The sequence below is a fragment of the Qipengyuania sp. YIM B01966 genome (assembly GCF_016461955.1).
GTDB lineage: Bacteria > Pseudomonadota > Alphaproteobacteria > Sphingomonadales > Sphingomonadaceae > QFOP01.
In genome coordinates, this window is record NZ_JADMNM010000002.1 from 112,046 (window position 1) to 132,112 (window position 20,067).

The following is a 20,067-nucleotide window of genomic DNA, read 5'->3' on the forward strand; positions in this document are numbered from 1 at the left end:
GCCTTGAACAGCCCGGCTCGCAAGCGCTAGGCGCGGGCTATGACGCATGATGTGCATATTATCGGCGGCGGGCTCGCCGGCAGTGAAGCGGCCTGGCAGCTTGGCCGGCGCGGTGTCCGCGTGCGCCTCTCCGAAATGCGCGGCAGCGGGACCACCACGCCTGCCCATCAGGGCGATGGTCTGGCCGAACTGGTCTGCTCCAACAGCTTCCGCTCGGACGATGACGAGCGCAACGCGGTCGGCCTGCTGCACCATGAAATGCGCCAACTCGATTCGCTGATCATGCGCGCGGGCGAAGTGGCGCGTGTGGCGGCGGGCTCCGCCATGGCGGTCGATCGCGACGTATTCTCGGCCGAAGTCGCCCGTGAACTGAACGCGTTGCCCACGGTTTCGGTCGTGCGCGAGCGGGTGGATCGCCTGCCCCATGCCGGGCTCACCATCGTTGCGACCGGGCCGCTCACCGCCGAGGAGCTGGCGCAAAGCATTGTCGCCGCAACCGGCGAGGATCGGCTCGCCTTCTTCGACGCCATCGCCCCGATCGTGCACCGCGACAGCATCGACATGGATGTGTGCTGGTTCCAGAGCCGCTGGAACAAGGGCGACGGCAAGGATTACATCAACTGCCCGATGACCCGCGAACAATACGCGGCCTTCCATCAGGGTCTGCTCGACGGCGAAAAAACCGAATTCCGCGAATGGGAAGCTAGCACTCCCTACTTCGAAGGGTGTATGCCGATCGAGGTGATGGCCGCGCGCGGGTTCGACACCCTGCGGTTCGGCCCGATGAAGCCGGTCGGACTGGACGACCCGCGGACCGCGACACCCGAATTTCCCCAAGGCCGCTGGCCCCACGCGGTGGTGCAATTGCGGCAGGACAACAAGCTCGGCACGCTGTGGAACATGGTCGGGTTCCAGACCAAGCTCAAATATTCAGCGCAGGTCGAACTGTTTCGGACGATCCCGGGGCTGGAAAAGGCCGAATTCGCACGGCTGGGCGGCTTGCATCGCAACACCTTTCTCAATTCGCCGACGCTGCTTGACCGGCAGTTACGGCTGCGGGCGGCGCCGCATATCCGCTTTGCCGGCCAGATCACGGGGTGCGAAGGGTACGTCGAAAGCGGCGCGGTGGGGTTGCTGGCAGGAATAATGACCGCGTGCGAACTGACGGGGCGATCATGGCAGGCACCCCCGCGGACGACGGCGCTCGGTGCCTTGCTGGCGCATATCACCGGCGACGCCGAGGCGGACAGCTACCAGCCGATGAACATCAATTTCGGGCTGTTCCCGCCCCTGCCGGACATACGCAAGAAGGCGCGCAAGGAAGCGTACACTGCACGCGCGAAAGCTGATCTCGGCGCCTGGCAGGCCGCGATCGCCGCTTAACAGCGGCAGGCCGGACGCGCGGCCGGCTTGGGCGCGGTGGAGGCAAATTCGGCCTGGCTCAGTTCGCGATCGCGGTTCCGGTCGGCCTTGTCGAACTTGTCGACCGTAGCCACCGCCCACTCCTCGAATGTCAGCAGGTTATTCCCGTCCTTGTCGAGCTTGCGGAAGGCTGCGCTCCGCGTCGAGAGCATCTCGCTGCGCGTGACCCTGAGGTCGCGATTGCGATCATAGCGAAAGAATCGGCGCTGCTCACGGGTCAGTTCGGTCGCCTCGGGCGGCGACGGGCCGCGTAATGTGCCGGGATCGGCAATCGGCAGCTCCTCGGGTCCCGGCGTAGGGAGCGCTGCGGCGGGCGGGGGTGCCGCCTCCTCGACCTGCGCCCTTCCCTGCCACCAGAACAGCCCGACGCTGAGGAGGAGCAGCGAGAGAAAACCGCCGAGTATGAAATTGCGCGTACCCGTCACCTAATTCTCCTGCCAGCGATAGGGTTGGCCCAGTATCGTCAGCCGTAATGCTTCACCCAAACGTGGCGCCTTGCCCTGTATCGCTGACAGCCGCCGCAATGTCAGTCCTTCGAGAATGGACATCCACCGTAAGGCGCGCGGAAGCTTGCTGCCGGCCTGCTGAACCAAAAGGTCAATCGCCGCCTGGCTTTCGCGCGGGTCAGAAACGTGAATAGCGAAATCGGCCAGCGCCCACCGCGTACCGGCAGCCGCCGCCGCCAAAGGTTCGCCCGTACCGCTGAGCCCGGCGGCCCACGTCCAGCCCTTTGCGCGGTGCTGCGCAAACAGCCTTATATCCGCCGCCGTCAGTTGCTCCTGAAGAAGCAATTCCCATCCCTCGGCAAGATCCCGTAATGTGGCGGTAGGATACCCTGCCTCTGCCAGCCTGCGGAGCACTGGTGGCGCCTCCGGGGGTACCGAACCTGCGCCCAACACCTCGCGCCACCAGGCAAGCTTCAATTGCTTCAAACCCGTTTCGGCCTCGCGGCGAACGATCTCGCCCAGCGTGCGATCAAGCTCGAACAGGCTGGCGATTGCCCCACGCTGGTGCGCCGGGGCAAAGGCCAAGGCGAGCTGTTGCTCAGGCGTGAGAGGCGGCGCAACCGACACATCGGCGCCCTGTTACGACCCATGTAAGCTGTCAAGGCAAACGGCCGGCTTGCAGAATGTTAACCTTTTGCTTTCGTTTTCCGGATACTTGCACGGTGTAGGGCGCGCAGGTTGCAGAAGGAACGTGACGAGCATGATGTCCGCGATCAGCACCCGCTTTCTGCGCAAATTTCGCCGAAACGTCAGTGGCAACACAACGATGCTAGTCGCGTTCGGCATGCCTGCCCTGATCGGCGGGGCCGGGCTGGCCACGGATTTTTCGCAATACTACATGTGGAAGCGCGAAATGCAGCATGCGGCCGACCAGGCGGCGATAGCCGGCGCATTTGCTCTCGCCGGCGAGAAGGACGAGCTCTATGCTGACCGCGCGGCGCAGGAATTCGCGCATAATCTCGACAACACGACCGAGTTCGTCTCTGACCCGACAATCAATCTCGTCGATTATGCCGGGGGCGAGAACAATGCCGTTGCGGTGACCGCCACGGCGTCGCGCTCACTGCCATTCAGCTCGTTCCTGACCCGTTCGCCTCTCGTTGTCTCGGTATCGGCCCAGGCCACATGGCGGCGCGGCGATTCGTTTGCGGCGTGCGTCAAAGCGCTCGCCACCGATGGCGTCGGGGTCGACATTCACAACGGCGCAACCGTTAACGCGCGTTGCGGGATTGCCGCTTTGTCGTGCGACAATTCTGACGCCGACGGCGATAACGGCCATGCGATCATCATTGGTGACAATGCCACCATCGAGGCAGACTCGATCGCCGCATGCGGATCGATCCAGGCGCCCGACGGACTCGCCGTGCATGAAGGCGTACGCGGTCTGGAAGACGAGTTCGCCGATCTGCCCACCCCACAGCCGCAGGATCCGCGCCGCAAGTCGCTCGATTGCAGCAAGGGCAAGGTGAAGGTCGCGGCACCGGCCCCCGGCGTTTATTCAAGCTTCGTAGCGCAGTGCAACGTCACCATGGCGCCCGGTATTTACGTCATCGATGGCGGCGTGCTCGACCTCAGCACGAATTATAGCGTGACCGGAACGGGCATCATGTTCGTCCTGAAGAATGGTGCGCAGATGAAGCTGGGCGGAACGGGCAATGCTGGCCCGATATCGCTCACCCCGATTACCGCGTCGCAAATGGTCGGCACGGTCAACGCGCCATATGCGGAACGGTATCAGGGTATCCTGGTGTTCGAGGACAAGAGCAATACGCTGAGCGGCGGGCACAAGCATATCATCAACGGCAATACGCAGGGCACGATCGAAGGGCTGATCTACACGCCCAGGAACACCATGCGCATCAACGGCGGAGCGCGCGTGTCCGGCTCCTGTCTGCTCTTGTCGGCAAACCGGGTGGAGATCGGCGGTAATGCCCACCTCAGCACATTTTGCCCGACGGACGATTCGCTGAGCGGCGGCTACGTCCGCGGCGGAGTACGGTTGGTCGCCTGATGCGCGCGCTGGTTCACCTTGGCGCCCGCTTGATGTGCAACTGTCGCGGTACAGCGATGATCGAAACGGCATTGGTTGCGCCGCTCCTGCTCACGCTGGGTCTAGGTGCTTTCGAGGTCGGCACGATGTTGACGCGCTATCAGGAACTCGAGAGCGCTGCGGCCGAAAGCGAGTTGATCGCGCTGACCTTCGCCGATGGTGGCGAGGAAAGCCTGCCAAAGATGAAGGCAATCATCGGCGCCTCGCTCGGCATCCCGGCCGCAACCCTCGACCATAAAGTGAGGCTCAGCAAAAGCTACCGCTGCGGGGTCTCGGAAACACTGGTTGCTGCCGCCACCGCCTGTCCCGAGGATGTACTGGTGTCAGAACTGGTCAAGATCGAGTTGCGCGATACTTACACTCCGACCTGGACGCATTTCGGTGTCGGCGGCCCGGTGAATTTCGCGATCGACCGCTCGGTGCAGGTGAACTGATGGCGCGCAATCTATCTTGTCGGGTCCGCGATGACCGCCAGGGCGGAGCATTGATTGAATTCGCGCTGGCTGCGCCGCTGGTGCTGGCCATGCTGATCGGTATTCTGCAGGTCGGCGTGCATGTCCAGAACAGCAGTGCGCTCAAATCGGTCGCATCCGACGCTGCGCGAAGCATCGCGATCGATTACCAGAAGTCGTTGACCCTGACGAATCTCCAGATGGAAGAGCGCGCTTTTGCTATTGCCGTTTCGTCACCATACATGCTGCTTGACGAGCGTCTGGACGTCACGATCACGGATCAGCCCACACGGATCACCGGCGCGATCGAAAAGAAGCTGACGATGACCTACGTCCGGCCCAGCTTCTTGGGTTTCATTGGCATCGACGACAGCATATCGACCTACTCCCGGCCGATCTTTCTTACAGCGACGCCGACCGGCGCGTGATTTGGTCCCTAGCTGAACAAATTAACCATTATCGTTGAGCATCGAATTACGCGGGTTTGCTAGGCCAACTGCCATGCGGCGGGGCAAATCAAGCATAGTCGTGACCGTGAGAAGGTGCCTCGAGCGGCTCCTGCGCGAAAGCGCGGCCAACACGATGATGATCGTGGCCGGTGGCTTGCTGCCCCTGCTTGCGCTCATCGGCGGCAGCATCGATGTAGGCCGCGCCTATCTTGCCGAAACCCGGCTGCAGCAGGCTTGCGACGCCGGGGTTCTGGCAGCGCGTAAGCGCTTGGGGTCCCAAGCCGTGCTGGATGGTGGGATTCCTGCCGAGGTCGAACGCGCGGCCCAGCGATTTTTCGGCGTCAACTATCAGGACGGAGCATTCGGCAGCGAGAACCGCGCCTTTCGGATTGCGCTGGACGACCAGTTCTCGGTCAACGGCAGCGCTCAGGTCGATGTGCCGACAACAATCATGTCGATTTTCGGTCAAGATAGCGTCGATCTGTCGGTCGCGTGCACAGCCAGGCTCAACTTCAGCAATCTCGACATCATGATGGTGCTCGATGTCACTGGGTCGATGCGGCACACCAATGCGGGGGACAGCGCACCGCGGATCGACGTGATGAAGGCAGTGATCCGGGATTTCCATCGGCAGCTCGAAAGCTCCAAATCGCCCACATCGCGCGTTCGCTACGGCTTCGTCCCCTATGCCAGCAATGTCAGCGTCGCCCATTTATTGAAAGATGAATGGGTGACGACGCGCTGGACGTATCAGTCGCGTGAGCAGATGCCCAGTACACGCACGTACGAGAGAAACTGGCGCTATGTATCAGGCACCCGTTCGAGCTGGACGCCGCAGTCGAGTTATGCAGCAACCTATTACCCGCCCGGAACGTCCCCGGAGGAATCGCTCGATAGCGCGAGCGCAACATCTTCTGGCACCTATCGCTGCGAACAGCCCCTTCCCCGCAATACGGTAAACTCACGCGACCGTTTGCTGGGCACCGCTCAGTATCCGTTTGCCGGTCCAACATCCGGCACACAGATCGTGCAGACATACCGGCGAACCCGGACGGGCGACAGTTTTCGGCACAGCCTCAACAATGGTGTGTGTACTGTTGAGAAACAGATAGAAACCGACTTCGTCGAGGATTTCGACCGGGTGGCCGAGCCACATTTCGCATGGCGGTATGCCCCGATCGAATATGATGTGGCGAATTGGCGGACCGAGGGCACGAACTGCATAGAAGAACGCAAGACTACGCGGATTACCGATTATTCGTCAGTCGATCTTGCCGCCAATCTCGATCTCGACATTCACACTGTCCCCACTGCAGATAACCCCAATACGCAGTGGCGACCGATGTATCCGCGACACGTCTATGCACGGGCGTTCGATCAGTGGGGCTATGGCAGCTGGAAAGTCGCCCCTACCGTATCGAGCAGCACATATGCCCAAGTGGGTTATTGGTGGATGTCAGGATGCCCTGCCCCTGCCCGCAAGCTTGCACAAATGGACCAGGGCGCTCTCGACAGCTACCTGGCGACTCTCAGTCCGGCCGGTGCGACCTATCATGACATCGGCATGATCTGGGGTGGACGGCTGCTGTCGCCCAGAGGACTGTTCGCGGCCGAGAACGCAGACCTCGCCGGCAACCCGACGTCGCGCCATCTGATCTTCCTGACAGATGGGCAGACCGAACCCTATGACATGGCCTATGGCAGCTACGGCCTCGAACCGCTCGACCGGCGTCGCTGGCAACCGGGAGGCCCGATGACGTTGGCCCAGACGGTAGAAGCGCGCTTCGGCGTTGCCTGCAACGAAGTGAAGAAGATGAATACGACCGTCTGGGTGATCGCCTTCGGGACCGAACTCAACGCCGCCATGACCCAATGCGCCGGGGCCGGCCATTATTTCGAAGCGGACAGCGCTGAATCCCTCAACCAGGCCTTCTCCACCATCGCGCAATCGATGGGCGAATTGAGGTTATCGCGGTGAACACGCTGCGCAGCCTCCTTAACCTGCGTCGCGAGCATAGCGGTGTGACTGCGATCGAGTTCGCCCTGATCGCGCCGGTCTTCCTGCTGACGCTGATGGGCATCTGGGATATCGGGTTCAACATGTATGCGAACACCCTGCTCCAGGGTTCGCTCCAGAAAGCCGCGCGGGATTCGACCATCGAAGGCGCCTCGACGGCTGTGCTGGATGCGCGAGTGACCGATATGGTCCACCACATCGTACCTAACGCCGCGCTCACCTTCAGCCGCCGCGCCTATGCTGATTATTCCTCCGTCGGGCAGTCCGAGGATTTCACCGATCTCAACGAGGATGGCGCCTGCAATGACGGCGAGCCGTATGAAGATGCTAACGGCAATGGAGCCTACGACACCGACCGCGGCGCGGCGGGCATCGGCGGCGCTCGGCTGGCCGTGCTATACGAGGTCAGCATGAGCTACCCGCGGATATTCCCGATGGCGCAGCTCGCCGGGCAATCCGGCACGGTCACGATCAACGCGGCGACGGTCCTGCGCAATCAACCCTACTCTTCGATAGAGCGGACGCTGGAGACGCGGTCATGCGGTTGATCCGTCTGGGGGCCGCCACTGCCGGCGTGGCGATGGTCGAGTTCGCCCTGACCCTGCCGTTCCTCCTGGCGGTCAGCCTGTATGGAATCGAGACGATCAATCTCGTCGTCACCACCATGCGCATCAACCAGGCAGCCACGCACATCGCCGACAATGCATCGAGGATCGGAGACATCTCCCGGCTTGAGAACCAGCAGATTTACGAAAGTGACATCAGCGATCTGCTGCTTGGCGCGGCGCATCAGACGGGTGCTGGGCTCGACCTGTTCGGCCGGGGGCGGGTAATCATCTCCAGCCTCGAGACAGTCCCGGGCACCGAGGACGGCCGCAATTATATTCACTGGCAGCGGTGCAAGGGGCGCAAGGTCCACGCCTCGACCTACGGCAACGAAGGTGACGGTCTTGGCAGCCCGGCGATCTACAGCATGGGCCCGGCGGACGCGCCGGTGTCGGCTTTCGACCATCGTGATGCGGTGATGTTCGTCGAGATTGCCTATGACTACCGACCGCTATTTTCCGATATGTTCGTCAGCGACCGGACGATTCGCGCGCACGCTGCTTTCAACGTGCGCGCCGACCGCGATCTAACCCAAATCTATCAGCGCGACGAAAATCAGCCCGATACGCCCGAGACCTGCGACAAGCATGACAGCTTCGACATCGTGGTTGCCTAACGGTAGCACACTTTCCGCGCGGCGGCCGCAATCTGCTCCGCATTGATCAGCGCCAGCTTCTCAAGATTGGCGGCGTAGGGCAGCGGTACGTCCGCATCAGTCACGCGCATTACCGGCGCGTCGAGGTGGTCGAAGCCCTCTTCCATACAGATGGCCATAATCTCCGACGCGATCGAGCAGGTCGGCCAGCCTTCTTCTGCCACCACCAGCCGGTTGGTCTTGGCAAGGCTGGCGAGCACGGCTTCGCGGTCGAGCGGGCGCAAGGTTCGCAGATCCAGCACCTCGGCCTCGATCCCCTCGCCCGCCAGAGTTTCGGCTGCCTCAAGAGCAAAGCCGACCCCGATCGAGTAGCTGACGATGGTTACATCCCGGCCCTCGCGCACGATCCGTGCCTTGCCGATCGGCAGGACGTGATCGTCCAGTTCGGGCAGTTCGAAAGTGCGGCCATAAACCAGCTCGTTCTCCAGGAACACAACCGGGTCTTCGCTGCGGATCGCGGCCTTCAGCAGCCCCTTGGCGTCCGACGCGTCATAGGGGGCGATAACGACCAGTCCCGGCACGCTGGCATACCACGGTCCGAAATTCTGGCTGTGCTGCGCTCCGACCCGGCTCGCTGCGCCATTGGGGCCGCGGAACACGATCGGGCACCGCATCTGGCCGCCCGACATATAATTGGTCTTGGCAGCCGAATTCACGATGTGGTCGATCGCCTGCATCGCGAAGTTGAAGGTCATGAATTCGACAATCGGGCGCAGGCCGCCCATGGCGGCGCCCGCGCCGATGCCGGCAAATCCATATTCGGTGATCGGCGTGTCGATGACGCGCTTGGGCCCGAATTCGTCGAGCAAGCCCTGCGTCACCTTGTAGGCGCCCTGATATTGCGCGACCTCTTCGCCCATCACGAACACGCGTTCGTCGCGGCGCATTTCCTCGGCCATCGCGTCGCGCAATGCCTCCCGGACCGAGATTGTCAGCATGTTGGTCCCGGCGGGCACCTGGGGATCGGCTTGTGCCACCGGCGCGCGCTTCTCCGCACCCTCCTCGGCAATTTCAGCGGGCGCTTCGGCAGCCGCTTTGGGTGCAGCTGGGAGGTCCGCCGCCGGGTTGCCAGGCGCCTCTTCCACCTTGGCAGCGGCCGGTGCCTGTCCCGCCCCTTCTCCGTCTGTGTCGAGCGTCGCGATGACGGTGCCGACCTTCACGTTTTCGGTGCCTTCAGCGACAAGCAGCTTACCCACCACGCCTTCATCGACCGCTTCGAATTCCATGGTCGCCTTGTCGGTTTCGATCTCGGCAATGACATCGCCTGACGAAACACTGTCGCCTTCCTTCACCAGCCAGCGAGCCAGCGTACCCTCTTCCATCGTGGGGGAGAGTGCGGGCATCTTCAGTTCGATCGCCATCTCAATACTCCTCCACCAGCACGTCGCTATGGAGTTCGGATGGCTCCGGCTCGGGCGAGGTTTCGGCAAAATCCGCCGCTTGCGCGACGCGGGATCGGATATCCTTGTCGATGGCCTTCAACGCATCTTCGTTCTGTCCGCGCTCGATCAGTTGGGCGCGCGCGCGTTCGATCGGATCGTTATGCTCGCGCTGCTCCTGTACCTCTTCGCGGGTACGGTATTTAGCCGGGTCCGACATCGAATGCCCGCGATAGCGATAGGTCTGGCATTCCATCAGCACCGGGCCGTTGCCGGCGCGAACATAGTCGAAGGCGATCTCGGCCGCCTGCCTGACTTCCAGCACGTCCATTCCGTTCACATCCATGCCGGGTATCCGGAACGCCGTTCCGCGACGATAGAAATCGGTTTCGGCCGAACTGCGGCTGACCGCAGTGCCCATCGCATACTGGTTGTTCTCAACCACGAACACGATCGGCAGCTTCCACAGGCTGGCCATGTTGAAGGTTTCGTAGACCTGCCCCTGATTGGCTGCACCATCGCCGAAATAAGCCAGGCACAGGCCGCCATCGCCGCGATATTGATGCGCCAGCGCGAGCCCGCCGCCCAGTGCGACCTGCGCGCCGACAATGCCGTGGCCACCGTAGAACTTATGCTCTGTGCTGAACATATGCATCGAGCCGCCCTTGCCCCGCGAGATGCCCGCCTCGCGCCCGGTAAGTTCGGCCATGATGATATTGGGGTCGATCCCGTAAGCGAGCATGTGTCCGTGGTCGCGATAACCGGTGATCACGCTGTCTAGATCGGGATTGAGCGCGCTCTGCAGCCCGATGGCGACTGCTTCCTGCCCGATATAGAGGTGGCAGAAGCCGCCAATCAGGCCCAGCCCGTAAAGCTGCCCGGCCTTTTCCTCGAAGCGGCGGATGAGCAGCATCTGCTCGTAAAAATGCATAAGCTCGTCGTCGCTCGCGGCATAGCGCGGATTTGCCACGAGGCGGTCCTGCAACGAGCGCAGGGCAAACGCTTCTGCGTTATCGCCGGCACCCGGCGTGGGCGGCGTAGTGGTCGCTGTGGCAGATTGGCGGGCTGTCTTGGCCAAGACCGATATCCTTTGTCAGATCGCGGCCCCACGCCGCTACGGCATGGCCATGCCTATGCGCAATTGCGCGCCGCCGCGCAATCCGACGCGGGTCGAGGTCGGATAACGGTTATTTGCTTTCGAGGGAAATCACGATCTCGTCAGGGTGGACGACATTGTGATTGGTCCGCAGCAACTCGCCAACCAGATCGGGATCGGCATTGTCGGGGTCGAGCAGTGCGACACGGTTGCGCAGCTTGTCGCGCTCCTGCTCCAGCTGCACGATCCGCGCCTGGCGTTCATCGCGCAGGCGAAGGTTCTCGCCCCAGGCGAGAAAACCGCTCGGCCCCGCAATCGCCAGACCGCCCAGTAGCAGAAGGATCGCCAGCGCGACACCTTGGGTCAGCTTCTCGCGGGGGAGCGCTATGCGATGGCCTTCTTTTGTCACCCGCCCAAGAATCACATAAACCCCGATGGTTCAAGCGTTTTGATGCGCACGGCGAAATCGCCTCAGCGCCGTTCCGGTTGATCGGTGGTAAGAGCTAGGATAGTGGTTGCCGATGAAACCGGTTCGGAGCGCGTGATGGCTGATCTGTTTGATAATCCCCTTGGCCTCGACGGGTTTGAGTTCGTCGAGTTTTCGGCGCCCGAAAAAGGCGTGCTGGAACCCGTGTTCACCCAGATGGGCTTCTCGCTGGTGGCGCGCCACCGGTCAAAAGAGGTGCAATTGTGGCGTCAGGGCGGGATCAACCTGATCGCCAATTACGAGCCCAAAAGCCCGGCAGCATTTTTCGCGGCCGAACACGGCCCGTCGGCCTGCGGCATGGGCTTTCGCGTGCGCGATGCCGCCGATGCCTATGCCAAGGCGCTCGAGCGCGGGGCAGAGCCGGCTGAAAGCCGCACCGGGCCGATGGAACTGCGCATCCCGGCGATCCGCGGGATCGGCCATTCACTGATCTATCTGATCGACCGCTATGAAGGGTCGGCCAAGGGCGACCTGTCAATCTACGACATCGATTTCGAGTACGAGCCGGGGGTGGATCGGCACCCCGTCGGCGCCGGAATGAAGGTGATCGATCACCTGACGCACAATGTCTATTGCGGGCGCATGGCCCATTGGGCCGCATTTTACGAGCGCATCTTCAACTTCCGTGAAATCCGCTATTTCGACATCAAGGGCGAATATACCGGCCTCACCTCCAAGGCGATGACCGCGCCGGACGGCAAGATCCGCATTCCACTGAACGAGGAGGGCGCCAGCGGCGGCGGGCAGATCGAGGAATATCTGCGCGAATATAACGGCGAAGGCATCCAGCACATCGCACTCGCCAGCGACGATCTCTACACCAGCTGGGATCAGCTCAAGGCGCTGGGCGTGCCGTTCGCTTCAAGCCCGCCCGACACCTATTACGAGATGATCGATGACCGCCTGCCCGGCCATGGTGAGCCGGTGGCCGAATTGCAGCAACGCGGTATCCTGCTTGATGGCTCGACCGCTGACGGCGATCCGCGCCTGCTGCTGCAGATTTTCGGCCAGACGGTGATCGGCCCGGTGTTCTTCGAATTCATCCAGCGCAAGAAGGATGAGGGGTTCGGGGAAGGCAATTTCACCGCCCTGTTCAAGTCCATCGAAGCCGATCAGTTGAAGCGCGGCGCGCTTGCCGGTGCCGGCGCGAAGGCGACGGAGGACGCCCAATGACCGGCCCTGTCTCCCTCTCGGGCATTCACCACGTCGCCTATCGCTGCAAGGACGCAAAGGAGACTGTCGAGTGGTACGGCCGCGTGCTCGGGATGGATTACACCACCGCCTTTGCCGAGGATCACGTCCCCTCCACCGGCGCGTATGACCCCTATATGCACGTCTTCCTCGACGCCGGGAACGGCAACGTGCTGGCCTTTTTCGAACTGCCCAACCAAACCCCCATGGGCCGCGACGAGAACACGCCGGCCTGGGTCCAGCATCTGGCATTCAAGGTGCCTGACGAGGCCGCGCTGATGGCTGCCAAGGCGCATGTCGAAAGCTGCGGTATCGACGTGCTGGGTCCGACGCATCACGGCATTTTCAAGTCGATTTATTTCTTCGATCCTAACGGCCACCGCGTCGAACTGGCGGCCGATATCGGAACTGACGAGCAATATGCCGAGCTGAAGCGCGTCGCGCCGATGATGCTGGACGAATGGTCTGCCACGAAGAAGGCGCCCCGGCACGCCGATTGGCTCCATGCGATCGCCAGAGCCGAACACGCAGCGGAGACGCCGGACGACGCCTGACAGGTACGCCTGCTCCTCCGGTCAGCCCTCCAACTCCACGGGCCACGAATCGGCGTCGAGCTTTTGGCAGCGATCGTGCGGGCACAGCATAACCGCCTCCTCAGCTTCAAAGCGCAGTTGGTCCGGGGCCAGCCCGACAAACGCGCTTGCTGCCTCGCCAGCGGGGTGAATCACAACATAGCTGACCTTGCGCCGCTGCGTGCCGAGCATGAGGTCAACGACCTCGCCGTATTTTTCGCCATCGGCGGTTCGCACGGTCCTACCGATCAGCCCACTCACGGGTGCGATGGTCTCCACGTCGGTGCTTTCGGCGCTGGCCGCATTGGCTTCGGCGGCGGCTTCTTCGGCCACGGCAACCTGCCCCAACCAGCGCCTGATCCCCACTCCGTTCACGACCGTCAGCGCGGCATTGACTGAAATGGCGAACCAGTCGCCCTTCGCAATGCCGAGGATCGTAAAGATAGCTGCGCCGATCGTCAGAGCGATAAAGCCGTAACCGGTAATCCGCGCGCCCTTGTTGGCTGCTGTCAACAGGGCGCCGACGAGAATGGCGAATGGGCCGAAATACGGCGCGACAGTCTCGATAATGGTGCGCTTCCTCGCTTCGGCCCGCGGATGCCAGTGGTGCGCCCGGCGTGACAACGATGGGCACTTAGATCAATGGGAAATTTTCGTCGCAGCGTTGGCTTAGCGTCCGCTTTGCGCCCCAATTCCAGTCTCTTGCCTTATTGGCTTGTTGCCCCAAAAGCTGACACATACGCGTCGCCTGAGTTATTCGAAATGCGGCAAGCGACCTCACATGATCGGGCCGGGGCTGGGTGATTGGATTTAAACGCGATAGCAATGCCGCTGCGTGAAAAGGGTGATTCCAGCGATGTGGCCATTCCAAAAGAAGAAGAAGAAGCAAATTCACGGCTTCATCGGTGCGTCGGGCCTAACTGATTGGTGGTTGACCGAATTTGACGATGACGAGCGCGCGCATATCCTAGCGACGTTTCAGCCTATGGGCGCGATCGATGGGGAAAGTATGCTGATCGAAGGGTCAAGCAGCGGCGACGTTAGCAACCCCAGTGCCCTACTTTCAACGTTGGCGACTTGGTTCAAACATGAGGCAGACCGCACCATTGGGTTCCGAATAATTGACAAAGCGGAGGAGCTGCTTGCCGTCTCAGAGAATGTTCTGACGAAACACTTCACATATCAGGCGAAGGCTATGGTCTACTACAGATGGCGAGACGCAGATAGCTTCGCTCTTGAACGAGCTGAGACAGCCTGCCGAGATCAGATTCAGCTATCACATTTGGCTGCTGAGGCTTTCCTCGCACCCGCAAGAAAACCTTTTATCGAGATCGACTGGTTCGAAGATAGCGGGGAAGAGGCGCAGCGAAAGATCGACCTCGTCCAGAGGGGTGAGGCGACGTTTGACAGGTATCCGCCAGACACGTTGCCGTCGCACCATGGCTACAAGCAGCTTGCTATCATCCTTGAGAAGCGCGGCGATTATGTTGCCGCAGGTGCCCTATCCGAGGAAGCAAGAGAACAAGGATGGAAAGGTGATTGGGATACAAGGATTGCACGGCTAAACAAAAGGATCGTCAAGCTTTCCAACTGACGCCATCATGCATCAGTTTGACAGCCGACACTGCTCTCTCGGTGGACTTGCATCAACCGCCACTGCACGTAATTTTTTTGGCGGCAGGAATGGCATGAGAATGAACCAACCTCGTCGTGCTTCATATCAAGAAAGAAGCGCCAGGGCATGAGGTTGGCGGCGCTGCACGCCTCGCAGTTCACGGGGACCGTCACCTGCTCGAAGCCGAAGCCGTCGTCGTCCCGCGTAGCCTTCCACGTCTGCTTGCATTCTGGGTTCAGACAGTGGACGTGCTGCCCGTCGCGCGCCGTTTGTTCAATTCGCCGCACGAGCATTCGAACTTCACTTCCTCTCCGAGGCCGGAGAATGTCATAGTCCCCTTGGCGAGCCTCCGAAGTTCCGCCTGCACCTCCTCCACCTTCGCACGGATGCGCGGCCGATCACCGTATGCTGGTATTGCATCGTTGCGGTGTTCGGATAGGTGGGCGTAAAGCGCCAGCTTGGCCAGCGCGTTCCACAGCTTTGCAATGTTCTGCGGGTTGAAACCGATTTCCGTCCCGACTTCCATATACTCGTCATCTTCCAGCTTAACACCGGGGGCGATTGGCGACTTGCTGATACTGAGGGTGAGGGTCTTGCCGAGATGCTCGTTCACCTCTTTGATGAGCATGTTGACCACGGCACCAGGCTGCCAGCGCCGAAGCTGCTCGTGGGAAATGTAATCATGCCGCTGGCGGAATCGATCGTAGCATACCCGTTCGAGCGCCAACCGAGCCTCCAAGGCAGCATAGGTCACGCTCTGGTCGGTGTCCTCATCCAGCAGCGCGTCGATATGCTTGATGACCGGGTCCAAGTTTATCATTATTCAATTCTGACATCGTGTGATCGGAGTGTCACCGGGCAGATATGTGACGTGCGACATCAAGAAACAGCCCCTGGACGGCGGCTTTTGCCGATTTGCAACCGAAAGCTGACCGTCTCCTCCCGGCCCAACAACGGCCGAGTTCGCTGGCTTGGGTTCGACCTCTCGAGCGCGGCCCTTGAGTGCAGCAGACGCGCGAGCAGAACGCACCCCACACCAGCCCTCGCGGCGCAGAGAAAAGCCTTCACGGCCGACGCCGACATTCTTGAAAGACAACTGGCTGACCCGCAGCGCCGGATTACTCCCCACATCATTGAGAGGTTCAGCAATCTGCTGCGAGAAAAGTTCGCCCACGTGGATGACCCCCTTCGGCGAGAGTACGTTCGCCTTCTCGTTGATCGGGTTGAGGTTGACCACGAACGGATTCGGATCGTGGGTTCCAAAGCTGCCGTCGCACGAGCAGTGACAGGAACTCCCCCCACAAATGGTGCCCAAAGCTGTACCGGAATGGTGCGCCCGACAGGATTCGAACCTGTGGCCCCCAGATTAGGAATCTGGTGCTCTATCCTGCTGAGCTACGGGCGCGCCTGGGTCGCCGATTAGGCTAGAGGTCGCGTGCTGGCAATCAGTTCAGTTCCTCAGGCGGCGCAACTGGCAGCGGGAGCGGCGCCACCGTAACGCCTTCTTCGACCAGCGCCTTCGCCTCGGCGAGCGTCGCCTGCCCGTGGATTGGCCGGTGCTCGGCGTCGCCATAATGCATCTGGCGCGATGTCTCGGCAAATTTGCGCCCGACCCACTTGCTGTCCTTGAGCATCTCGGCCTGCGCCTTGGCCAGCGCGGCCAGCGCCTGCTGCATGGCGGGCGGTGGGGCGTTGCCGGCGACTGGGACGGCTCTATCCGCACCCCGCGCATTGGTCTTGGCTGGTACGGCGGGGGCCATTGGGGCCTTAACGACTTGGGTATCGCCGCAATAGGGGCACACTATCAGTCCGCGCCCCTGCTGGCGTTCGAACTCCGCACTCGAGGCAAACCAGCCCTCGAACCGGTGGCTATCGGTGCAGGCAAGGTCGAAAACGATCATGGCGGCGCTATGGGCGGATAGGTCGCCGGTTGGCAAGGCTGGGCAGACGGGTGCGGACTTCCGCAATCCGCGCGAGATCAATGTCGCAAAAACCCACCTGCCCGCCCGCGCTGCCCATATCGAGCAGCACCTCGCCCCACGGATCGACCACCAGGCTGTGACCGAAAGTCTCGCGTCCATCTTCATGCCGACCTGCCTGCGCTGCGGCGATCACGAAGGCGCTTGCCTCGATCGCGCGGGCCCGCTGCAGGATGTGCCAGTGGGCCCGCCCCGTCGGCACGGTGAACGCAGCGGGAATGGCAATCGCATCGCAGCTTTCGCGCCCAAGCGCCTCGAACAGAGCCGGAAAGCGCAGATCGTAGCAGATGGTCAGCCCGAGCCGGCCGACGGGGGTGCCCGCCACGGTGACGATGTCGCTCCCCGCGCGGTAGGCCGCAGATTCCTGCCAATCATCGCCGCCACCCAGCGCGACGTCGAACATATGGATCTTGTCGTAACGGGCGACGATCTCGCCCCGGCTGTCGATCACGAAAGACCGGTTGGCGAGGCTGCCGTCCTCGTTTCGAATGGCGAGTGAACCGAGCGCAATCCAAAGGCCGTGTTCGCGCGCCGCCTGTTGCATCGCGCTCAGCGCCGCGTTGCCACCCTCGCTGACGATATGCGGAGCGGCCCGCGCCCGGTCACGGTCGAGCAGACCTGACATTTCCGGCGTGAACAGCATGGCCGCCCCGCCCTCACCCGCACGCTCGGCCGCGTGCGCGAGAAGGTCGGCATTACGCGCCGGATCGATCCCGGTCGTCGCCTGCAACAGCGCAATGCGGACCATGCGGCGGCTGTCAGCCGGCGAGCAGGCTATCGAGCTTGCCGCGCCGTTCCAAATCGGCCAGCTCGTCCGACCCGCCGACATGGGTTTCGCCGATGAAGATCTGCGGCACTGTCCGCGCAGTCGGCGCGCGTCGCATCATCTCGTCGCGCTTCTCGCCGCCCAGCGTGATGTCGTAATCATTATAGGCGGCGCCTTTCTGGTCGAGCAGCCGCTTGGCGCGCGCGCAATAGCCGCAGCCGAACTTGGTATAGATGTCGATCTTCGGCGCGGGCATCAGTTTCTCCTGGGAGTTGAAATCGGGCGATGCGTGACCAAGTCAGGTCCGAAGGGTGCCGCAAGCCGGGCCCTTCGTCCAAATCAAATTGCTCAATGGAGGATTTGTTTCAATGTCCCGTTTCGATTTTACCCCCTACCGCCGCTCGACCGTGGGTTTTGACCGTCTGTTCGACCTGCTCGAAAGCCAGAGCCGCGCCAATGGCGGCGACAATTATCCGCCCTTCAACATCCAGCGTCGGGGCGAAGATCACTACCGCATCACCTTGGCCGTGGCCGGGTTCAAGCCGGCCGATATCGAGATTACCGCGCAGCAGAACCTGCTGGTCGTGGAAGGCAAGAAGCGCGAGGAAACGCAGGCCGAGGGCGAGATGCTCCATGTCGGCATCGCCAGTCGTAATTTCGAACGGCGCTTTGAACTGGCGGATTATGTCCGGGTCGAGAATGCCGCCTTGGCCGATGGCCTGCTACAGATCGATCTGGTGCGCGAAATTCCTGAGGCGATGAAACCGCAGAAAATCGCGATTGGCAGCGCACCTGTGACCATCGATAGCGCGGATAACGTGACGGACTGATCATCAGCATTGCCGGAAAATATGTGGGGGCGAGCCTAAGCTCGCCCCCGCGACGACGAACGCCGCCCCGCGCGCATTTGACCGTCCGGGTCGCAGAAGACGGTCACACCCGCGACAAGCTTGCCGCACCACGCCGACCAGAATCCATCGGGTCAGGCGCCGCTGCTGCTGTCCGGTTGCCGCAAAATTGATAAAAGATAAACAACTGCATAAGCGGAACCGCAGGTTCCGACAAAACTAACGGCATTTGTAATCATTATCCGGCCGGGCGGGGACAACGTCCGTCAGACGAGGCGGGATTGGCGCAGACCTGCCGCAATAAACCCGGCGAAAAGCGGATGCGGGTCGAACGGCTTGCTCTTGAGTTCCGGATGGAACTGAACCCCGACGAACCACGGGTGGTCCGGCCGCTCGACGATTTCCGGCAGCAGCCCGTCGGGTGACATGCCCGAAAAGATCAGCCCGTCACGCTCCAGCGCGTCGCGATAGGCAGCGTTGACTTCGTAGCGATGGCGGTGGCGTTCAGAGATCGTCGACGCCCCGCCATAAATTCGGGCGACATGGCTGTTGGGCGACAGCACCGCATCATAGGCGCCGAGCCGCATCGTTCCCCCCAGATCCCCGCCCTCTTCGCGCTGTTGCAGCCCCTCTTCGCTCATCCATTCGGTGATGATGCCCACGACCGGTTCCTCGGTCGCGCCGAATTCGGTCGAGGAGGCCGCGGCGTGGCCGGCCGAGCGGGCGCTTTCGATGCAGGCCATCTGCATTCCCAAGCAGATGCCCAGGAACGGAACGCCGTGCTCGCGCGCGAAGCGGACGCTGGCGATCTTCCCTTCCGAGCCGCGCTCGCCGAACCCGCCCGGCACGAGGATGGCGTGCATCGGTTCGAGTTGCGCGGCGAGCTCATCCCCCTCGCGCTCGAACAGTTCGGCATCGAGCCAGCGGATGTTGACCTTGACCCGGTTGGCCAGCCCGCCATGCACCAGCGCCTCGTTGAGCGATTTATAGGCGTCCTGCAGCCCGACATATTTGCCGACCACGCCGACCGTAACCTCGCCCTCGGGGTTGAAATAGCGGTCGGTCACATCATGCCAGCGCGACAGATCGGGCGCCGGGGCGTCGTCGATGCCGAAGGCGCGCAGCACCTCGCGGTCGAGCCCTTCGGCATGATATTGCAGCGGCACCGAATAGATCGAGGGCGCATCGAGCGCCGGGATCACCGCCTCGGCGCGAACATTGCAAAACTGCGCGATCTTGCGCCGGTCGCTTTCGGGGATCGGATGTTCGGCTCGGCACAGCAGCACATCGGGCTGGATACCCAACGCCGCCAGCTCGCGCACCGAATGCTGCGTCGGCTTGGTTTTCAGCTCGCCGGCAGCGGCGATATAGGGCACCAGCGTGACGTGCACGGACACGGTCTGCTGCGGCCCCAGCTCGTTCCGCAGCTGGCGGATCGCCTCCATGAACGGCAGCGATTCGATGTCGCCCACCGTGCCGCCGATCTCGCATAGCACGAAGTCGAGGTCATCGGCATCGGCCAGCGCGAATTGCTTGATCGCGTCGGTGACATGCGGGATGACCTGCACCGTCGCGCCGAGATAATCGCCGCGCCGCTCGCGCGCGATGATCTGCTGATAGATCCGCCCCGACGTGACATTGTCGCTCTGCCGGGCGGATACGCCCGTGAAGCGCTCGTAATGCCCAAGGTCGAGGTCGGTTTCGGCCCCGTCATCGGTGACATAGACCTCGCCATGCTGATACGGGCTCATCGTGCCCGGGTCGACATTCAGATAGGGGTCGAACTTGCGGATGCGGACCTTATAGCCGCGTGCCTGCAGCAGCGCAGCGAGCGATGCCGCCATGAGACCCTTGCCAAGCGAGGAGACCACGCCGCCGGTGATGAAAATATACCGCGCCATGGGAGGTGCGCCTTAAGGCCTGTTGGGGAGCAAGGGCAAGCGCGATCGGGCGCCCGCCCGTGTTTATGTCCACAAT

23 protein-coding genes and 1 tRNA gene are annotated in these 20,067 nt (G+C 62.0%); 11 read left to right on the forward strand and 13 right to left on the reverse strand.

From position 1 onward, the window contains the following. Positions 1-39 precede the first annotated feature (39 nt). Positions 40-1,383 carry a methylenetetrahydrofolate--tRNA-(uracil(54)-C(5))-methyltransferase (FADH(2)-oxidizing) TrmFO gene (gene trmFO, locus ILT46_RS03240; protein WP_199503212.1) on the forward strand — a complete coding sequence of 448 codons (1,344 nt, stop codon included), beginning with the start codon at positions 40-42 and terminating at the stop codon, positions 1,381-1,383. Here the strand turns inward: trmFO and ILT46_RS03245 are convergent. Together ILT46_RS03245 and ILT46_RS03250 are read right to left on the reverse strand one after the other, a co-directional pair. Then, the gene (locus ILT46_RS03245; protein WP_370592313.1) at positions 1,380-1,847 is read right to left on the reverse strand and encodes a hypothetical protein; all 468 of its coding nucleotides are present in this window, start codon (positions 1,845-1,847) and stop codon (positions 1,380-1,382) included. The genes trmFO and ILT46_RS03245 overlap by 4 nt on opposite strands. After that, on the reverse strand, positions 1,848-2,495 hold the full coding sequence (locus tag ILT46_RS03250) for a squalene/phytoene synthase family protein (RefSeq protein ID WP_199503213.1): 648 nt from the start codon (positions 2,493-2,495) through the stop codon (positions 1,848-1,850). A 49-nt stretch (positions 2,496-2,544) separates the two neighbouring features. Here ILT46_RS03250 and ILT46_RS03255 point away from each other — a divergent pair, with 49 nt between their 5' ends. From ILT46_RS03255 to ILT46_RS03280, 6 genes are all read left to right on the forward strand, one after another. Next, positions 2,545-3,939 carry a TadE/TadG family type IV pilus assembly protein gene (locus tag ILT46_RS03255; RefSeq protein ID WP_199503214.1) on the forward strand — a complete coding sequence of 465 codons (1,395 nt, stop codon included), beginning with the start codon at positions 2,545-2,547 and terminating at the stop codon, positions 3,937-3,939. Beyond that, the gene (locus tag ILT46_RS03260; protein WP_199503215.1) at positions 3,939-4,412 is read left to right on the forward strand and encodes a TadE/TadG family type IV pilus assembly protein; all 474 of its coding nucleotides are present in this window, start codon (positions 3,939-3,941) and stop codon (positions 4,410-4,412) included. Before ILT46_RS03255 ends, ILT46_RS03260 begins: the two co-directional genes overlap by 1 nt. Next, positions 4,412-4,858 (forward strand): TadE family protein, encoded by a 447-nt coding sequence (locus ILT46_RS03265; RefSeq protein ID WP_199503216.1) that lies wholly within the window; start codon positions 4,412-4,414, stop codon positions 4,856-4,858. The genes ILT46_RS03260 and ILT46_RS03265 overlap by 1 nt, the downstream gene beginning before the upstream one ends. A 154-nt stretch (positions 4,859-5,012) precedes the next feature. Beyond that, positions 5,013-6,857: a VWA domain-containing protein gene (locus tag ILT46_RS03270; protein ID WP_199503217.1), complete on the forward strand. Its 1,845-nt coding sequence runs from the start codon at positions 5,013-5,015 to the stop codon at positions 6,855-6,857. Continuing rightward, positions 6,854-7,444 carry a TadE/TadG family type IV pilus assembly protein gene (locus tag ILT46_RS03275; protein WP_199503218.1) on the forward strand — a complete coding sequence of 197 codons (591 nt, stop codon included), beginning with the start codon at positions 6,854-6,856 and terminating at the stop codon, positions 7,442-7,444. The genes ILT46_RS03270 and ILT46_RS03275 overlap by 4 nt, the downstream gene beginning before the upstream one ends. Next, positions 7,435-8,118: a TadE/TadG family type IV pilus assembly protein gene (locus tag ILT46_RS03280; protein WP_199503219.1), complete on the forward strand. Its 684-nt coding sequence runs from the start codon at positions 7,435-7,437 to the stop codon at positions 8,116-8,118. The genes ILT46_RS03275 and ILT46_RS03280 overlap by 10 nt, the downstream gene beginning before the upstream one ends. Here ILT46_RS03280 and ILT46_RS03285 read toward each other — a convergent pair. The 3 genes from ILT46_RS03285 to ILT46_RS03295 form a co-directional block, all read right to left on the reverse strand. Further along, on the reverse strand, positions 8,115-9,518 hold the full coding sequence (locus ILT46_RS03285) for a pyruvate dehydrogenase complex E1 component subunit beta (RefSeq protein WP_199503220.1): 1,404 nt from the start codon (positions 9,516-9,518) through the stop codon (positions 8,115-8,117). The genes ILT46_RS03280 and ILT46_RS03285 overlap by 4 nt on opposite strands. 1 nt (position 9,519) lies before the next feature. Continuing rightward, a complete protein-coding gene (gene pdhA / locus ILT46_RS03290; RefSeq protein ID WP_233396999.1) occupies positions 9,520-10,530 on the reverse strand; it encodes a pyruvate dehydrogenase (acetyl-transferring) E1 component subunit alpha in 1,011 nt (336 codons plus the stop codon). Positions 10,531-10,723: 193 nt separating this feature from the next. Continuing rightward, a complete protein-coding gene (locus ILT46_RS03295) occupies positions 10,724-11,041 on the reverse strand; it encodes an FtsB family cell division protein (protein ID WP_370592314.1) in 318 nt (105 codons plus the stop codon). A gap of 135 nt (positions 11,042-11,176) precedes the next feature. Here ILT46_RS03295 and hppD point away from each other — a divergent pair, with 135 nt between their 5' ends. Together hppD and ILT46_RS03305 are read left to right on the forward strand one after the other, a co-directional pair. Next, the gene (hppD, locus tag ILT46_RS03300; RefSeq protein WP_199503222.1) at positions 11,177-12,292 is read left to right on the forward strand and encodes a 4-hydroxyphenylpyruvate dioxygenase; all 1,116 of its coding nucleotides are present in this window, start codon (positions 11,177-11,179) and stop codon (positions 12,290-12,292) included. Beyond that, entirely contained in the window at positions 12,289-12,864 is a 576-nt protein-coding gene (locus ILT46_RS03305) for a VOC family protein (protein ID WP_199503223.1), read from the forward strand. Before hppD ends, ILT46_RS03305 begins: the two co-directional genes overlap by 4 nt. 21 nt (positions 12,865-12,885) lie before the next feature. Here ILT46_RS03305 and ILT46_RS03310 read toward each other — a convergent pair whose 3' ends face one another. Next, positions 12,886-13,506: a PRC-barrel domain-containing protein gene (locus ILT46_RS03310; RefSeq protein ID WP_199503224.1), complete on the reverse strand. Its 621-nt coding sequence runs from the start codon at positions 13,504-13,506 to the stop codon at positions 12,886-12,888. A 211-nt stretch (positions 13,507-13,717) separates the two neighbouring features. On the opposite strand from ILT46_RS03310, the gene ILT46_RS03315 reads away from it, so the two are divergent. Next, complete coding sequence (locus ILT46_RS03315) at positions 13,718-14,476, forward strand: hypothetical protein (RefSeq protein WP_199503225.1); 759 nt, start codon at positions 13,718-13,720, stop codon at positions 14,474-14,476. A gap of 256 nt (positions 14,477-14,732) precedes the next feature. Here the strand turns inward: ILT46_RS03315 and ILT46_RS03320 are convergent, their stop codons facing one another. From ILT46_RS03320 to grxC, 6 genes are all read right to left on the reverse strand, one after another. Further along, on the reverse strand, positions 14,733-15,308 hold the full coding sequence (locus ILT46_RS03320) for a hypothetical protein (protein ID WP_199503226.1): 576 nt from the start codon (positions 15,306-15,308) through the stop codon (positions 14,733-14,735). Positions 15,309-15,320: 12 nt separating this feature from the next. Continuing rightward, a complete protein-coding gene (locus tag ILT46_RS03325; RefSeq protein ID WP_199503227.1) occupies positions 15,321-15,734 on the reverse strand; it encodes a hypothetical protein in 414 nt (137 codons plus the stop codon). A 91-nt stretch (positions 15,735-15,825) separates the two neighbouring features. After that, positions 15,826-15,902, reverse strand: a tRNA-Arg gene (locus ILT46_RS03330). Positions 15,903-15,942: 40 nt separating this feature from the next. Further along, entirely contained in the window at positions 15,943-16,398 is a 456-nt protein-coding gene (locus ILT46_RS03335) for a DUF1178 family protein (RefSeq protein WP_199503228.1), read from the reverse strand. A 7-nt stretch (positions 16,399-16,405) separates the two neighbouring features. Beyond that, positions 16,406-17,224 (reverse strand): carbon-nitrogen hydrolase family protein, encoded by an 819-nt coding sequence (locus ILT46_RS03340; RefSeq protein ID WP_199503229.1) that lies wholly within the window; start codon positions 17,222-17,224, stop codon positions 16,406-16,408. Between the two features lie 10 nt (positions 17,225-17,234). After that, a complete protein-coding gene (gene grxC / locus ILT46_RS03345; RefSeq protein WP_199503230.1) occupies positions 17,235-17,498 on the reverse strand; it encodes a glutaredoxin 3 in 264 nt (87 codons plus the stop codon). A 112-nt stretch (positions 17,499-17,610) separates the two neighbouring features. On the opposite strand from grxC, the gene ILT46_RS03350 reads away from it, so the two are divergent. Then, positions 17,611-18,072, forward strand: a complete 462-nt coding sequence (locus ILT46_RS03350; protein ID WP_199503231.1) for an Hsp20 family protein — start codon at positions 17,611-17,613, stop codon at positions 18,070-18,072. A 284-nt stretch (positions 18,073-18,356) separates the two neighbouring features. Here ILT46_RS03350 and ILT46_RS03355 read toward each other — a convergent pair whose 3' ends face one another. After that, positions 18,357-19,991 carry a CTP synthase gene (locus ILT46_RS03355; RefSeq protein WP_199503232.1) on the reverse strand — a complete coding sequence of 545 codons (1,635 nt, stop codon included), beginning with the start codon at positions 19,989-19,991 and terminating at the stop codon, positions 18,357-18,359. Positions 19,992-20,067 lie beyond the last annotated feature (76 nt).

Coding starts and splice junctions, on each gene's coding strand:
- ILT46_RS03265 (WP_199503216.1), top strand. CDS start 4,412: ATGGCGCGCAATCTATCTTGTCGGGTCCGCGATGACCGCCAGGGCGGA.
- ILT46_RS03350 (WP_199503231.1), top strand. CDS start 17,611: ATGTCCCGTTTCGATTTTACCCCCTACCGCCGCTCGACCGTGGGTTTT.
- ILT46_RS03270 (WP_199503217.1), top strand. CDS start 5,013: ATGATGATCGTGGCCGGTGGCTTGCTGCCCCTGCTTGCGCTCATCGGC.
- trmFO (WP_199503212.1), top strand. CDS start 40: ATGACGCATGATGTGCATATTATCGGCGGCGGGCTCGCCGGCAGTGAA.
- ILT46_RS03285 (WP_199503220.1), bottom strand. CDS start 9,518: ATGGCGATCGAACTGAAGATGCCCGCACTCTCCCCCACGATGGAAGAG.
- ILT46_RS03280 (WP_199503219.1), top strand. CDS start 7,435: ATGCGGTTGATCCGTCTGGGGGCCGCCACTGCCGGCGTGGCGATGGTC.
- grxC (WP_199503230.1), bottom strand. CDS start 17,498: ATGCCCGCGCCGAAGATCGACATCTATACCAAGTTCGGCTGCGGCTAT.
- ILT46_RS03355 (WP_199503232.1), bottom strand. CDS start 19,991: ATGGCGCGGTATATTTTCATCACCGGCGGCGTGGTCTCCTCGCTTGGC.
- ILT46_RS03340 (WP_199503229.1), bottom strand. CDS start 17,224: ATGGTCCGCATTGCGCTGTTGCAGGCGACGACCGGGATCGATCCGGCG.
- ILT46_RS03305 (WP_199503223.1), top strand. CDS start 12,289: ATGACCGGCCCTGTCTCCCTCTCGGGCATTCACCACGTCGCCTATCGC.
- hppD (WP_199503222.1), top strand. CDS start 11,177: ATGGCTGATCTGTTTGATAATCCCCTTGGCCTCGACGGGTTTGAGTTC.
- ILT46_RS03260 (WP_199503215.1), top strand. CDS start 3,939: ATGCGCGCGCTGGTTCACCTTGGCGCCCGCTTGATGTGCAACTGTCGC.
- ILT46_RS03335 (WP_199503228.1), bottom strand. CDS start 16,398: ATGATCGTTTTCGACCTTGCCTGCACCGATAGCCACCGGTTCGAGGGC.